Source organism: Roseomonas elaeocarpi, assembly GCF_042433915.1.
GTDB classification, from domain to species: domain Bacteria; phylum Pseudomonadota; class Alphaproteobacteria; order Acetobacterales; family Acetobacteraceae; genus Roseomonas; species Roseomonas elaeocarpi.
Genome location: NZ_JBHLUN010000013.1, coordinates 1 through 13,911 on the forward strand (window position 1 = coordinate 1; position 13,911 = coordinate 13,911).

Below are 13,911 nucleotides of genomic sequence, written 5' to 3' on the forward strand. Positions count from 1 at the left end.
TTTCCGCCGCGGCGCCTTCCGCCACCATCACGTCGTGCGCGTCGAGCTCGACGTGGAAGTACTCGACCTCGGCCACCTCCTCCTGCACCACGGTGGCGCCGTTGATCAGCGTTTCCGCGTGCACCAGCACGCCGCGGAGAAACAGCGCGTGATCCGGGCTCACCAGGAGGTCGCGGTGCGGCACGCCCTCGGCCAGCGAGCCGGCGCGGAAGCGCACCGGCCGGGCGCGTTCTGGCATGGGGTGGTGGCGCAGCGCGACGCGGCGATGGCCGACCCAGCGCACAGGTCGGAAACCCTCCGCGCCCAGTAGCACGCGCACGCGGTCGCCCTCGCGCAGCTCCTCCACCGGCACCTCGCCGCGATCGGTCAGGATGCGGGTGCCGCGCGCGTAGCAGGGCTCAGCGGCCCAGGCCTGTAAGGTCGAAAGGCTGACTGTTTCGGAATAGGGACCCGTGCCGCCATACTGGCTGACGGAAAATTGCACCTGCTCAACATCGTGTAGCGTAAAGGAAGGTTCGGCGGCGTTGGCGTAGGAAACAGTCAGCCCGCTGGGATCACCTTTAACGAGGCCGAAGGAGTAAGCCGCGCGAACAAGGCTGCTATCAGGAACCTTGGTCGGGCCACTATAGGAGCTGCTGATATAAGCAGTGTCGAAACCCGCGCCGCCATCTGCCAGACCACTGCCGGTGAACTCCAAGGTGTCATTGCCTGCACCGCCTTCCAGTGTGCCAGCACCTGATAGACTATCGTCGCCGCCGCCACCGCGCAGGAGATCCTGACCACCCCAACCCCTGATGGTATCGCCAAGAGAGCCACCAATGATCGTGTCGGCCAGACCGCTTCCGGTGATGTCGAAGCGCTCGAAGTTGGCCGCGGTGCCACCACCCGACAGATGCATCATGCTGCTGAGAGTGAGTACGCTGCCGTGGTAAGGGTCCAGGTCCGTGCGGAGCGTATCGATCCCGTCACCTCCGTCAAACGTGCTGCTGCTGGCGCCGGAGATCCAGTCGTTGCCGCCGCCACCGCTCAGCACATCCTGACCACTCAAATAAACGTAGCCGGGGGTGGACGTGTAGCCCGCGATCGTATCGTCGAAGTCACCGCCGGTGATGGTGTCGTTGCCGGAACTGCCTTGAATGTCGAGAATTTCGAAATTCGATACAGCAGGACCGCCCGGGATCTGGTTCGTGGTGCCGAACAGAAACTCGCCGTTCACGTCATCCTTGAACTTCGCGTGCAGCGTGTCGTTGCCGTCCCCGCCATCGGCCGCACCGGCTGCCCCGCCTTGAAGTGGCGCCCCTATATAGATCTGATCGTCACCCCCGCCGCCACTGAGGAAATCCGAAGGCCGGGATGCCAGGGAATAGCTGGCGAGACGCGTCGGGTCTGTTCCGTCGATGCTGGCGCTGCCAGCGACGAGGATATCGTCACCTGAGCCACCAAGGAGCGTGGGCGTATAGCTATAGGATCCGGTGCCTGTGCCGTAGGTCGCCTGAATCACCATCTGGCCGCTCCATTGGACGATGGCTGCGGGAGCCGAACAGTCGGACAGCACGTCCCATCTCCGGAAGTCTCCGGCAGATCATTGCGGACGTAAAGTGACCGGACATGCGTCTGACGTGTTGGATAGCCGTCCGCCGTGAAGCCATCCGTGGTTCAGAGGACCCATGGGAGCCCCTCAGTCTTCTACCTCCACCAGCACCGGCACATGGTCGGAACACTGCTCCCACCCCCGTGCGGCCTTGAGCACCTGATGCCGTCGCAGCCCGGGCGCGAGGTCCCGGCTGACCCAGACGTGGTCCAGCCGCCGACCGCGATCGGCCGCCTCCCAGTCGCGGGCGCGGTAAGACCACCAAGTGTAGAGCTTCTCCTCCTCCGGCACGAAGTGGCGCAGGGCGTCGTGCCAGTCGCCGGCGCGCTGCCAGCCCGTCAGAGCCTCGACCTCCACCGGCGTGTGCGACACCACGCCCAGCATCTGCTTGTGTGACCAGACGTCGTGTTCCAGCGGCGCGATGTTCAGGTCGCCCACCAGCACGGCGCGCTTTGCCGCACCGCGCCCGGCGGTCCAGGCGGTGGCCTCGGCGATGAAGTCCAGCTTGTGCGCGAATTTGGGGTTGGCATCCCGGTCAGGCGTGTCGCCGCCGGCAGGGACGTAGAAGTTGTGGACCTCGATCGGGCCGCCCGGTGTTTCCACGTCGACGCCCAGGTGGCGGCAGTCGCCCCGGGCGCACCAGTCGGGCTCATTGGGGCGGAGTGTGAGCGGCAGGTGCGACAGCACCGCCACGCCGTTGTAGCCCTTCATGCCGCGGATGATGCGGTGCTCGAAGCCCAGCGCGGCAACCGCATCGTGCGGGAAGTGCTCGTCCGGGGACTTGGTTTCCTGCAGGCACAGCACGTCGGGCCGCAGCTCATCCATGAGCTGCCGCAGCAGCGGCGCGCGTAGACGCACGCTGTTGATGTTCCAGGTGACGATCTTCAACGGAGCAGACCTACGTAACGGGGCATGGAGGAAGGAAGGCGCCGCCCGGATGCCACGGCCCGGGCCGGGAATGCCGCCGCGAAAGCGGCGGCTCCCTTCCGCCCGTCAGGCTCAGCGGATCGTGGTGCGGACCTCGCCCACGCCTTCGACCGTGCCTTCCAGCACGTCGCCCCGCTTCACCGCGGCCACGCCCTCGGGCGTGCCGGTCATGATCAGGTCGCCCGGCGCCAGCGTCACGAGTCGCGACAGGTTGGCGATCACCTCGGGCACCGACCAGATCATCTTGGACAGGTCCGAGACCTGGCGGGTTTCGCCATTCACGCGCAGCTCGATGCGGCCCTTGCCCGGGTCGATGCCGGCGGCGGGCACCATCTCGCCCACCGGGGCGGAATGGTCGAAGCCCTTGCTCATGTCCCAGGGCCGCGCGGTCTTCTTGGCGGCGTTCTGCAGGTCGCGGCGCGTCATGTCGAGGCCGCAGCAGTAGCCCCAAACGTGCTTCAGCGCGTCGGCCTCATCAATATCCTTGCCGCCGGTGCCGATCGCCACCACCAGTTCCATCTCGTGGTGCAGATCGTTGGTCGCGGGCGGGTAGGGCATGTCGGCGCCGCCCGTTACCACGGCGTCAGAAGGTTTGGTGAAGTAGAAGGGCGGCTCGCGCGTGGGATCGGAGCCCATCTCGATCGCGTGCTCGGCATAGTTGCGGCCCACGCAGAAGATGCGGCGCACCGGGAAGGCGCCGCCGCCCCGTACGGGGATGGTGGCCAGCGGGGGTGGGGCGATCACGGTATCGGCCATGGCGCTGCGCGTACTCCTTGCGGAAAGACGAACGCAGCATAGGCGGGCGGGATGAGGTGCGGAAGCGGGGGAAGGTCAAGACCACGAGTGGCGCCCGGCCTAGGGGGAAGCCGGGCGCCGTACTCATAACAACTTCCGATCGGAGTCGTGGTCGGGCGAGCCGGTGGGGGGACCGGCCGCTGTCGGCTAGAGTAGAAGCCGACAGCCACAGTTTAGCCCCGATTCAACTTGCGATGCAAAAGGAAGTTCTCCGCAAGACGCGGGTGTGAGTCACGCCAGTCATCACCCCCTCGTTACCTTCGTTACGACGCGGAATGATTCGCCGCGTGGCTCCGGAACGAGGCTTCTTCAGGCAGCGGCCGTCAGCCGCGGCGGCTGGCTGCGGGCCCGGCGATGGTTCTCGGCGGCCTGTCCGAAGACTTCGAAGAGTCGGCGGCTCCGCGCATCCTCGCGCCAGTCATATTCCGGGTGCCACTGAACACCGCAAGCAAAACCGCGCGAACCTTCCACGCGCACCGCTTCCACGGTGCCATCGGGCGCCCAGGCCTCGGCCGCCAGCCCCGGGGCCAGCCGTGCGATGCCCTGGTTGTGCAGGGAGTTCACCGCCACGGCCTCCAGCGCCCCCAGCCCGCGCCAGTGGGCCGCCAGGTGTGAGTCGGGCGCCACGCGCACCGCGTGCGCCTTGCCGGTGCGGACGCTCGACATCGGCTGATCAGAGGGCGTGGAATGGTCCATGCGGCCGGGCAGGTCCTGGATACGCTGGTCCAGCGTGCCGCCGAGCGCGACGTTGAGCTCCTGAAATCCGCGGCAGATGGCCAGCAGCGGCAGCCCGCGCGCCAGGGCCGCGCGGATCAGCGGCAGGTTGGTGCTGTCGCGCTGGGCATCCTCGGGCGTGCCTTCCAGATGCGCCGGCCCGCCGTAGAGCGTGGGGCAGACGTTGGAACGCGAGCCCGTCAGCATCACGCCGTCCAAGTGGTCCAGCACCTCGGCCAGCGGCGCCTCGCCGAAGGCCGGGATCAGCACCGGCACCCCGCCCACGGGCCCCAGCACCACGTCGGGGTAATGCGCGGACACGGCGTGGTTGGGCATGCCGATCGCCCCGAAAGCCTTCATGCAGCAGGGAATGCCGATCAGCGGGCGCATGGCGTGTCCTGATTCTCCTTAGGCGGGGCGACCGTAGCAAAATCGTAGCAAACACTGTGCCGGCTCGTGAGCAATCCGGCGAAACAGTTCCTACTGCCGACGGCGCGCCTCGTTTTCCATGAAGCGCGGGTCGTTGAATTCGAAGAGCAGGGGGTCGAAGCGGCCGCCCACCTCGATCTGTGACAGGCTGACGCGGGTTTCGCGGCGCTGGGGGTCGAGCACGACCCACTGCCGCAGTTCCATCGGGCTCTCGGCCAGAACCAGCGTCAGCTGCCCTTCGGAAGGGCTGCTCGTGCGCTGCACCGTCACGCGCAGGAAGCCGCCGGACCGCTCGCCGCCCACCACCGTCACGTCGCCCGACAGCTTCAGCTGCGGCTGGAGAAGGAAGGACAGCGGCGTGGCCGAGGTCGGCACCACGCTGGGCTGCCCGAGCTCACGGTCGAACTGCATGAACTGGCTATGACTCGCCACCAGCAGCAGCCCGTCGGCGGCATCGTACTCGAAGCGCATCCGGCCCGGCCGCCAGATCCAGGCGGTGCCCTGGGCGCTGCTGCCGCTCTGCCCGATCTGCAGGAAGCGCGCCTTCAGCGTGGTCAGGCTGTTGAAGTAGTCCTCGATTCGCCGCAGGTCGGCCTGGGTGAGGCCGCCGCGCGCGGCGGACTGGGCAAAGGACCAGCGAGGCGCGAGGGCCAGCAGGGGGGCGGACAGCAGCAGGGAGCGGCGCAACATGACCGACATGTGGCGGGCAGGTCGTGGCAGGAAAAGGGCGGATCGGCACCCAACCGGCGGTGTGCCCGCCACCCTGCCCCGCGACGGTTGCGGGGCGGGCCGCGATCGGTGCCCGTCGTGGCAGGCAGGTACGTCGGTGACCACCTCGGGCAACCCCCTCGGGCCGGTGCCCGGGTGGCCGCGCCCTCGCAGGCTCAGTCGGCGAAAAGGCCCACCGGCACGCCGGCCACCTCCATGCGGAGCTCCAGCAGGCTGCCCTCGATCGGACCATCGCCGTCCTTGCGCAGGCTGGTGACGTAGAGCGTCCGCATGTCGGGGCCACCGAAGCAGGGCATGGTCGGCCACTTCACCGGCAGCTTGATCTGCCGATCCAGCGTGCCGTCGGGCAGCCAGCGGTTCAGCACCCCGGCCGACACGCCCGCCGACCAGTAGCCGCCTTCCACGTCGGTGGCGCCGCCATCGGGCCGGCCGGTCTCGTTGGGAACCTGCGCGACCTCCCGCTGCGGGCCGATGGTGCCGGTCTCGGGGTCGTAGTCGGCGGTCCAGATCCGGGCATGGCGGGTGTCGGAGTGCCACAGGGTCCGCCCATCCGGGCTCCAGGCCAGGCCGTTGGAAATGATCAGCCCGTCCACCAGCCGACGGCAGCTGCCGTCGGCCGAGATGCTGTAGAGCGCGGCGCCCGCCTCCTTGTCGTCGGTGTCGTCCATCGAGCCAACCAGGAAGCGCCCTTCCGGGCTCGCCTTGCCGTCGTTGAGGCGGTTGCGCGGCCGGTCGGGCTCGGGGGCCACCAGCAGTTCCAACGCGCCGCTCACCGGGTCGAAGCGGTGGACACCGCTGCGCAGCGCCACGAGCAGCCCGCCGGAGCGGCACAGCGCGAAGGAGCCGATATGCTCGGGCAGGGTCCAGCTCTCGAGGCGCTGGCCGTGCACGTCCACGCGGTGCAGCGTCGGGCGCTGGATGTCGATCCACCAGAGGTGGCCGGTACGCCCGTCCCAGACCGGGCACTCGCCCGTGGTGGTGGCGGGCGGGGCGTCGAGGATGCGGATCTGCGGGTCGGCCATGGCGGTTCCTCCGGCACTGGTTCGGGCAACGATGAAGCGAACGGCCGGAAACTGCGAGAGGGGAGCGGCCCGGTCACCGCCGCGCTCATCCGGTGGCCCTGCGCATCTGACAAGGATGGTTGCCGCAATTTAATCGCGCTGCGAGGCATCTTTGCCGGATTTCGGACGGCGATGGGTTTATGCGGAGCCACCCTGGGGAGGGTGGAAGTTGATGAATCCGTTTGCGAAATCTTTCTCCTGCGTTGCTGCGACGCCCCCGCGCGAGCAGGCCGTGCGCCTCGGCCGCGCCGCGCTGCTCGGGGCGGCGGTGCTGTCGCTTCCCATCTGGCTCCTGTCGGCGGCCCCTGCCTCGGCACAGTCGATCGAGGAGCTGAAGGCCCAGCTCAACATGCTTCAGCGCCGCATCGAGCAGCTGGAAACCGAGCAGAAGCGTGCCGCCCGGCGGGAAGCCGAGGCACAGCGCCAGGCGAGGCTGGCCTCACAGGATGCGGCGCGCAACGCGCGCGTGGCCGAGGCATCCCCCACCCAGGCATCCCCCACCCAGGCGCCCGCCACGAACCAGGGCGCCCCGGCAGCGGCCCCGAGCTCGGCATCCCAGGGCTTGACGGCTTCTTCCGCGGGGCGCCAGCCCGCGGGCGATCAGGCCCCGGCAGCGCAGTTCCCGATGGCCCAGAGCGGTACCGGAACCGTGACCCCGCCGCAGGGGCGCGGCGGTTCCGGGCAGCCGCAGCCGGCACCCTCCACCACGCCCTCCCGCCAGGCCAACGACCAGGCACCGCCGCAAGTGGCCTCGGCCCTGCCGGTACAGGAGCAGGCAGCCAACGACCCGCTGTCGCAGTGGCGCGGCTCCTTCCCCGGCTCCTTCCGGGTGCCCGGCACCGATACCTCGGTCCGCCTGTACGGCTTCGCCAAGCTGAACATGATCGAGGATCTCGGGCCGCGGAATCGGTCCGACTCGCTGGGCAGCGGCATCCCGCTGGACCACGGCGCCGGTGGCGGCCGTACCAACGGCGACTTCCAGGCCAGCGCCCGCCGGTCACGCCTGGGCATCGAGACGCGCACGCCCTTCGACCGCGACTTCGGCGAGGTCCGCACCCAGCTCGAGATCGACTTCGCGGGCCAGACCAACGACCTGACCGCGCAATCGACCAGCAATCCGTATACGCCGCGCCTGCGGCAGGCCTTTGCCGAGTTCGGCAACTTCGAGGCCGACGGCTGGGGCACGGTGCTGGTGGGGCAGTCGAACTCGCTGTTCAACGACAGCGTGCTGATCCCGCTGCAATGGCTGAACGACTGGACGGCGCTGGGCGCCAGCGCGGTGCGGCAGGCGCAGCTGCGCTACACCCACCGCTTCGCCGGCGGCCTCACCACCAGCATCTCGCTGGAAAATAGCTACAGCGACGTGACCTCCACGAGCGGCACCAGCTATCCCGACAGTAACGGCGGCGCAGGCTTCGGCATCAGCGAGGCGCCCGACCTCGCGGCGCAGGCGATCTACCAGGGCGACTGGGGCTTCGCGGCGCTGCGCGGCGTGGTGCGCGAGGTGCGGATCGACAACGGCGCGGCCAGCAACGCGGCGCAGCGCTACAACGACACCACCGTGGGCTACGGACTGGGCTTCACCGGCGCCTTGAACCTCCTGGACAAGCGGCTGGTGCTGGCGACCACGGTGAACTACGGCAAGGGGCTGGGACGCTATCTCGACAGCTCCTCCAACGGCTACAGCGCGGTGACGGACTTCGGCTTAAGCGGCGTGTCCGGCGCGCAGGCCAAGATCGACGCGGTGCAGGTGCTGTCGGGCATCGTCGGCGCGCAGTACCACTGGAGCGACAAGTGGCGCTCCAACGCCATGCTGCACGGCGTGCGCCTGAACTACCCGAGCTACGTGCACGACTTCGCGGGCTGCATCGGGGCGTCCTCCGGCACGGTGTGCGACGGCGTGAACCGCGACATCTGGGCCGGCGTGATCAACCTGATCTACAGCCCGGTGAAGCCGATCGACCTCGGCATCGAATACACCCACGAGGAGCGCACCCTCGAAACCCGCGACCTCAACGGCACGCGCGGCGGGCAGGCGGACCGCATCCAGGCCTCGGCGATCGTGCGGTTCTGAGGCGCCGCCCCGTCACGGCGAGGCGGCTGCCACCGCGTCGCCGTCGGCGGCGCAGCAGTCCAGGATCCAGTCGCGGAATACCCTCATCGCCTCGCTCAGCGGGCGTGAATGGAGGCGCGTCAGCCAGTAGCGGCCGGTGCTGACCTCGGTCGCGAAGGGCTGTTGCAGCCGCGTCTCCCACGCCGCGTGGCGGAACAGCCGCGCCGGCAGCAGGGCGACGCCGTGTCCCTGCGCCGCAGCCTCGGCCAGCGCCAGCGAGGAGTCGAAGACCGGCCCACGCAGCGGCGGGCAGGCGGCGCCGGCGGCGGCGAACCAGCGCGTCCACTCGTCGGCGCGGTAGGAGCGCAGCAGCACCTCCCGCCCCAGCCCTCCCGGGGTCGGCGCCAACAGGCGCTCCGCCACGGCGGGCGCGCAGAGCGGCGTCAGCGGCGCCTCGAACAGCGGCAGCGCCTCGGTGCCGTGCCAGGCACCGTCGCCGAAGCGGATCGCCCCGTCCAGCCCTTCGCCCGCCAGGTCCACGCGGTTGTTGTTGGTCAGGATGCGCAGGTCCACGAAGGGATGCGCCGCGGTGAAGCCGCTCAGCCGCGGCAGCAGCCAGCCGATCGCGAAGGTGCCCACCACGCCCAGCGTCAGAACCTCCCGCACACGGCCGTCGCGAAAGCGTTCCAGCGTGCGGCCGATGCGTTCGAAGCTTTCGGCCAGCACGGGCACCAGCGCCTGCGCCTCGTCGGTGAGCGCCAGGCCACGCGGCAGGCGGCGGAACAGCGGCACGCGCAGGATCGCCTCGAGCTTCTTCACTTGGTGGCTGATCGCGGCCGGAGTGACGCAGAGCTCATCCGCCGCGCGCACGAAGCTGAGGTTGCGCGCCGCGGCCTCGAAGGCGCGCAGGGCATTGAGCGGGAGGTTGGACGGCAGCATCCGGACGGCTCGCGAGACTTAGTTTTGCTAAACCTTTCCACGAGGCTTCGTCGTTTGTCGAACCCCGCCCGCCGCGTGCATCTGGCGGCGTTGCCGGAGGGGGAACAACACGATGAACAGCACCAGGCGCGGCGTGATGCTGGGCGGGATGGGCTTGCTGGGTTGCGGCCTGGGCGCCGGAACGGGGCAGGCGGCGGCGCAGGCCGGCGGGGAGATCCCGGGCCTGCGGGCGAAGCTGGCGGAGATCGAGCGGCGCGCGGGCGGCCGCCTGGGAGTGGGGGTGTTCGACGCGAACACCGGCCGCACGGCCGGTCACCGCCTGGATGAGCGCTTCCCGATGTACAGCACCTTCAAGCTGCTGGCCGCGGCGGCGATCCTCCAGCGGGTGGACCGCGGGTCGGAAAAGCTGGACCGCCGCATCCGCTTCACGCGGGAGGAGGTCGTGACCTACTCACCCGAAACCACGAAGCACGTCGGCGGCGACGGCATGACTTTGGCCGCGATCTGCGAGGCCGGGCTGACGCTCAGCGACAACACGGCCGGCAACCTCATGCTCGGCGCGATCGGTGGGCCGCCGGCGATCACCGCCTTTGCCCGGTCAGTGGGCGACCGAGAGAGCCGGCTCGACCGGACGGAGCCGACGTTGAACGAGGTGCCGCCCGGCGAAGTGCGCGACACCACGACGCCGGGTGCCTTTCTCCAGGCACTGCGCGCGGTGCTGCTGGGTGACGCACTGTCGGCGGCGTCGCGCGAGCAGCTCCATGCCTGGCTGCGCGCCAACAAGACCGGCGACACCCGTATCAAGGCCGGGCTGCCGGCGGGTTGGCGCATCGGTGACAAGACCGGCTCGGGCGAGGCGGAGAACGGCAACGACGTCGCGATCCTCTGGCCGCCGGAGGGAAAGCCGGTGATCCTGTGCGGCTACGTCTACGGCGCGAATGGCGGCCGGGATGCGGTCAACGCCGCGCTGGCGGCGGTGGGGGCTGTGGTGGCGGAGAGCGTCGTGGGGTGATGTTCGGGCGTGGTGCCGTTCGGGGGATGGCTCCGCCTTCCCCCGGACCCCTAGCCGCCAGGAACCTGAGGTTCCTGGACCTCCCGGGAAGGGGCGCCTCAGGCTCAGGCGCCTGCTTTCTCGGTCGGCTCACGCCGGAGAGCCTGGCTCTCCGGCGACTGCAAGCGCAGCCCGCACGACCTAATAGACTTCTTGCCTACCCTACCTCACGGCGCACACTACCGGATCAGCCCGCAGTGCTCCGGCTAGCCGAGCGGCACCAAACTCCAGGCGGGGTCTCGGGGTGGCCCTGCCACCCTGAGCAGAAAGGGGCCGGGAAAGGCAGCGCCTTTCCTGGCCACGGCGCCGCGCAGGAAGCGCCGCGCCGTGGGAAGGCGCCTGGCCTTAGTAGCGGTAGGGCTCGGGCTTGAACGGACCCTGCTGCGGCACGCCGATGTAGTCGGCCTGCTGCTGCGTCAGCACGGTCAGCTTGGCGCCGACCTTGGCGAGGTGCAGCGCCGCCACCTTCTCATCGAGGTGCTTGGGCAGGGTGTAGACCTGCTTGTCGTAGCTCTTGCCGTTGGTCCAGAGCTCGATCTGCGCCAGCGTCTGGTTGGTGAAGGAAGCCGACATCACGAAGCTCGGGTGACCCGTGGCGTTGCCGAGATTCACCAGGCGGCCTTCGGACAGAAGGATCAGGCGCTTGCCGTCGGGGAACTCGATCTCGTCCACCTGTGGCTTCACGTTGCTCCACTTGTAGTTGCGCAGCGCCGCAACCTGGATCTCGGAGTCGAAGTGGCCGATGTTGCACACGATGGCGCGGTGCTTCATGGCGCGCATGTGGTCGGCGGTGATGACGTCGACGTTGCCGGTGGCGGTGACGAAGATGTCGGCGCGCGGCGCGGCGTCCTCCATCGTCACGACCTCGTAGCCTTCCATCGCCGCCTGCAAGGCGCAGATCGGATCGACCTCGGTGACCAGCACGCGGCAGCCGGCGTTCTTCAGCGAGGCGGCCGAGCCCTTGCCCACGTCGCCGTAGCCCGCGACGCAGGCGATCTTGCCCGACATCATCACGTCGGTGCCGCGACGGATGCCGTCCACCAGCGACTCACGGCAGCCGTACAGGTTGTCGAACTTCGACTTGGTGACGCTGTCGTTCACGTTGATGGCGGGGAAGAGCAGCTTGCCTTCCTTGGCCATGATGTAGAGGCGGTGAACGCCCGTGGTCGTCTCCTCGGACACGCCCTTGATCGAGGCGGCGAGCTTCGCGAACCAGCCCGGCTTCTCGGCGACCAGCTTCTTGATGAGCGCGAAGAAGACGGTCTCTTCCTCGTTGCTCGCCTTGTCGAGGAAGGCGGTATCACCGTTCTCGGCGCGCAACCCGTAGTGGACCAGCAGCGTCATGTCGCCGCCATCGTCCAGCAGCATGTTCGGCACGTCGCCGTTCCAGTCGAGCGTGCGGTACACGTAGTCCCAGTATTCTTCCAGCGTTTCGCCCTTCACGGCGAAGACCGGCACGCCCGTCGCGGCGATCGCGGCGGCGGCGTGGTCCTGGGTGGAGAAGATGTTGCAGGACGACCAGCGGACCTGGGCACCCAGCGCGGTCAGCGTCTCGATCAGCACCGCGGTCTGAACCGTCATGTGCAGGCAGCCGGAGATGCGGGCGCCCTTCAGCGGCTGGTCCTTGCCGAATTCCTGGCGCAGCGCCATCAGGCCGGGCATCTCGTCCTCGGCCATCGACAGTTCCTTGCGGCCCCACTCGGCGAGACCGATGTCGCGGACCTTGTAGTCGTGGGCGGAGATGTTGGTGTCGGGCATGGTGAACCGGGCCTCGGCGCTGTGGAATTGCGGCCCCTCTTAGCCCGGCCAAGCTCGAAAGTCACGTATCAAGATATCTTTATATGGTGCGCCGAGGGGCGTCACCTGAGTAGGCACCTTCCTGACCATGGCCGTGGCAGGATCGGGCCTGACGCGTCCCGGAGGAGAGAAGGAATTCTCTCCCCCGGACCCCGACTCATCTTTCTTTGGGGCGCTGCCGCGGGAAGGTGGCCAAGGCCGTGCGCTCCGGGTCCATGACCCGGAGCAGGGAACATCGCGGCGCTGGTTGAAAGAAGCTTCTTCGCTTCGCGACCGCTCACAACCGCCCTGCGGCAGCGTCCCGAAAAGATGAGGGGCGAGGGTCCGGGGAGGGGGAGAACACCTTCTCCCCCTCCCTGGGGCGACCACTCGCGCCCGGGCGCTCAGACGGCGCGCGGCTTGGCCAGCATCGGTGCCGCGGCCACCCCGCCGCCGGGGCCGCCGAAGGTAAAGCGCTCGATCTTGCCCACGATGAACCAGTAGCTCAGCACCGCCAGGATGCCGTGGAGACCCACGAAGAGCAGGGCGCCGTTGAACGAGGCGCTCGACTCCAGGATGTAGCCGATGGCCACCGGCATGATGATGCCGCCGACGCTGCCGGCCGCGTTGAACAGCCCGCCGGTCAGGCCGATCGCCTCGCGCGGGGCGGTGTCGGCCACCACGGTCCAGCCGAGCGAGCCGAAGCCCTTGCCGAAGAAGGCCGCACACATCAGTCCGACCACCATGCCGTTGGCGTCGGTGTAGTTGCACAGGATGATGCTGGCGCTCAGCACCAGGCCGATGGTGATCGGCACCTTGCGCGCGAGGCTGAGCGAGCCGGTGCGGCGCAGGAGCCAGTCCGAGAAGAAGCCGGTGGAAACGCCGCCGACGCAGCCGCAGATCGCCGGCAGCGAGGCGATGAAGCCGGCCTGCAGGATGGAGAAGTGCCGCGCCTGCACGAGGTAGGTCGGGAACCAGGAGATGAAGAAGGTACTGATCGAGGCGATGCAGTACTGGCCGAGGAAGATGCCCACCAGCATCCGGCTGCGCAGCAGCTGTCCGATCGACACCTCGTTGCCCTTGGGCGCAGCCGGACTGGCCGAGGGGGCGCCGCCCAGTTCCGTCAGCGCGCCGCCCGCGCGGATATAGCTGATCTCGGCCGGGGTCACGCGCGGGTGCTGCGCCGGCGCGTAGTAGACCAGCGCCCAGACCAGCGCGAGGATGAGGCCGATCGCGCCCATCACGCTGAAGATGTGCTCCCACCCCATGACGTGGTTCAGCCAGCCCATCAGCGGCGTGAACACCGCCAGCGAGACGTACTGCGCGGAGTTGAAGATGGCGCCGGCCACGCCGCGCTCATCGGAAGGGAACCAGGCCGCGATGATGCGGGCCGAGGCCGGGGTGACCGGTGCTTCCAGCAGGCCCAGCAGGAAGCGCAGCGCGAAGAGTGCCACCACCGGAAAGGCCACGTAGCCCACGCCGCTCATCAGCAGGGTGGCGAAGGACCAGCCGGCGAGGCCCGCCAGGATCGCGACCTTGGCGCCGGTGCGGTCCACCAGGTAGCCCGAGGGCACCTGGGCGATGAAGTAGCTCCAGGAAAAGGCCGAGAAGAGCCAGCCGAGATCGGCCGGACTGATGCCCAGGTCGTGCGTGATGCTGGGTCCCGCCACCGACAGGGTGGCGCGGTCGCCGGTGCTGAGCGCCAGCACGAGGGTGATCAACGCCAGCACGTAGAAGCGCTGGTGACCCGCGCGCGGCGGGTTCGCATCGTTCATGGAGAGATTCCTTAAGCCTTCTGGAGCGTCGTGCGCGGCCGTGCATCGGCCGCTGCTGCTTGGTTCGCGGG

The 13,911-nt window shown here is 68.9% G+C and carries 11 protein-coding genes; 2 read left to right on the forward strand and 9 right to left on the reverse strand.

Annotated elements, in window-relative coordinates:
* The 6 genes from ACFFGY_RS17580 to ACFFGY_RS17605 form a co-directional block, all read right to left on the reverse strand.
* Nucleotides 1-1,555, reverse strand: a 1,555-nt coding sequence (locus ACFFGY_RS17580; RefSeq protein ID WP_377045822.1) for a Hint domain-containing protein, incomplete at its 3' end; no start/stop codon positions are given.
* Between the two features lie 123 nt (nucleotides 1,556-1,678).
* Nucleotides 1,679-2,479, reverse strand: coding sequence for an exodeoxyribonuclease III (locus tag ACFFGY_RS17585; RefSeq protein WP_377045823.1), 801 nt, complete (start codon nucleotides 2,477-2,479; stop codon nucleotides 1,679-1,681).
* 111 nt (nucleotides 2,480-2,590) lie between these two features.
* Nucleotides 2,591-3,274 carry a fumarylacetoacetate hydrolase family protein gene (locus tag ACFFGY_RS17590; protein ID WP_377045824.1) on the reverse strand — a complete coding sequence of 228 codons (684 nt, stop codon included), beginning with the start codon at nucleotides 3,272-3,274 and terminating at the stop codon, nucleotides 2,591-2,593.
* 348 nt (nucleotides 3,275-3,622) lie between these two features.
* Nucleotides 3,623-4,417: a gamma-glutamyl-gamma-aminobutyrate hydrolase family protein gene (locus ACFFGY_RS17595; RefSeq protein ID WP_377045825.1), complete on the reverse strand. Its 795-nt coding sequence runs from the start codon at nucleotides 4,415-4,417 to the stop codon at nucleotides 3,623-3,625.
* 90 nt (nucleotides 4,418-4,507) lie between these two features.
* Nucleotides 4,508-5,155, reverse strand: coding sequence for a LolA family protein (locus tag ACFFGY_RS17600; protein ID WP_377045826.1), 648 nt, complete (start codon nucleotides 5,153-5,155; stop codon nucleotides 4,508-4,510).
* A 185-nt stretch (nucleotides 5,156-5,340) separates the two neighbouring features.
* On the reverse strand, nucleotides 5,341-6,207 hold the full coding sequence (locus ACFFGY_RS17605) for an SMP-30/gluconolactonase/LRE family protein (protein ID WP_377045827.1): 867 nt from the start codon (nucleotides 6,205-6,207) through the stop codon (nucleotides 5,341-5,343).
* 211 nt (nucleotides 6,208-6,418) lie between these two features.
* Between ACFFGY_RS17605 and ACFFGY_RS17610 the strand changes: the two genes are divergently transcribed.
* Nucleotides 6,419-8,320, forward strand: coding sequence for a porin (locus tag ACFFGY_RS17610; RefSeq protein ID WP_377045828.1), 1,902 nt, complete (start codon nucleotides 6,419-6,421; stop codon nucleotides 8,318-8,320).
* Nucleotides 8,321-8,332: 12 nt separating this feature from the next.
* Here the strand turns inward: ACFFGY_RS17610 and ACFFGY_RS17615 are convergent, their stop codons facing one another.
* Nucleotides 8,333-9,238 (reverse strand): LysR substrate-binding domain-containing protein, encoded by a 906-nt coding sequence (locus tag ACFFGY_RS17615; protein ID WP_377045829.1) that lies wholly within the window; start codon nucleotides 9,236-9,238, stop codon nucleotides 8,333-8,335.
* A 112-nt stretch (nucleotides 9,239-9,350) separates the two neighbouring features.
* Between ACFFGY_RS17615 and bla the strand changes: the two genes are divergently transcribed.
* Nucleotides 9,351-10,250 carry a class A beta-lactamase gene (gene bla / locus ACFFGY_RS17620; protein WP_377045830.1) on the forward strand — a complete coding sequence of 300 codons (900 nt, stop codon included), beginning with the start codon at nucleotides 9,351-9,353 and terminating at the stop codon, nucleotides 10,248-10,250.
* A gap of 384 nt (nucleotides 10,251-10,634) precedes the next feature.
* On the opposite strand, the gene ahcY is transcribed toward bla, so the two are convergent.
* Both ahcY and ACFFGY_RS17630 read right to left on the reverse strand, forming a co-directional pair.
* On the reverse strand, nucleotides 10,635-12,047 hold the full coding sequence (ahcY, locus tag ACFFGY_RS17625) for an adenosylhomocysteinase (protein ID WP_377045831.1): 1,413 nt from the start codon (nucleotides 12,045-12,047) through the stop codon (nucleotides 10,635-10,637).
* A gap of 422 nt (nucleotides 12,048-12,469) precedes the next feature.
* Nucleotides 12,470-13,840 carry an MFS transporter gene (locus tag ACFFGY_RS17630; protein WP_377045832.1) on the reverse strand — a complete coding sequence of 457 codons (1,371 nt, stop codon included), beginning with the start codon at nucleotides 13,838-13,840 and terminating at the stop codon, nucleotides 12,470-12,472.
* Between the last annotated feature and the right edge of the window lie 71 nt (nucleotides 13,841-13,911).

Bases quoted from the DNA above. Each gene is read 5' to 3' on its own strand.
- ACFFGY_RS17605 (WP_377045827.1), bottom strand. From the start codon at position 6,207: ATGGCCGACCCGCAGATCCGCATCCTCGACGCCCCGCCCGCCACCACC.
- ACFFGY_RS17595 (WP_377045825.1), bottom strand. From the start codon at position 4,417: ATGCGCCCGCTGATCGGCATTCCCTGCTGCATGAAGGCTTTCGGGGCG.
- bla (WP_377045830.1), top strand. From the start codon at position 9,351: ATGAACAGCACCAGGCGCGGCGTGATGCTGGGCGGGATGGGCTTGCTG.
- ACFFGY_RS17590 (WP_377045824.1), bottom strand. From the start codon at position 3,274: ATGGCCGATACCGTGATCGCCCCACCCCCGCTGGCCACCATCCCCGTA.
- ACFFGY_RS17630 (WP_377045832.1), bottom strand. From the start codon at position 13,840: ATGAACGATGCGAACCCGCCGCGCGCGGGTCACCAGCGCTTCTACGTG.
- ACFFGY_RS17615 (WP_377045829.1), bottom strand. From the start codon at position 9,238: ATGCTGCCGTCCAACCTCCCGCTCAATGCCCTGCGCGCCTTCGAGGCC.
- ACFFGY_RS17610 (WP_377045828.1), top strand. From the start codon at position 6,419: ATGAATCCGTTTGCGAAATCTTTCTCCTGCGTTGCTGCGACGCCCCCG.
- ACFFGY_RS17600 (WP_377045826.1), bottom strand. From the start codon at position 5,155: ATGTCGGTCATGTTGCGCCGCTCCCTGCTGCTGTCCGCCCCCCTGCTG.
- ahcY (WP_377045831.1), bottom strand. From the start codon at position 12,047: ATGCCCGACACCAACATCTCCGCCCACGACTACAAGGTCCGCGACATC.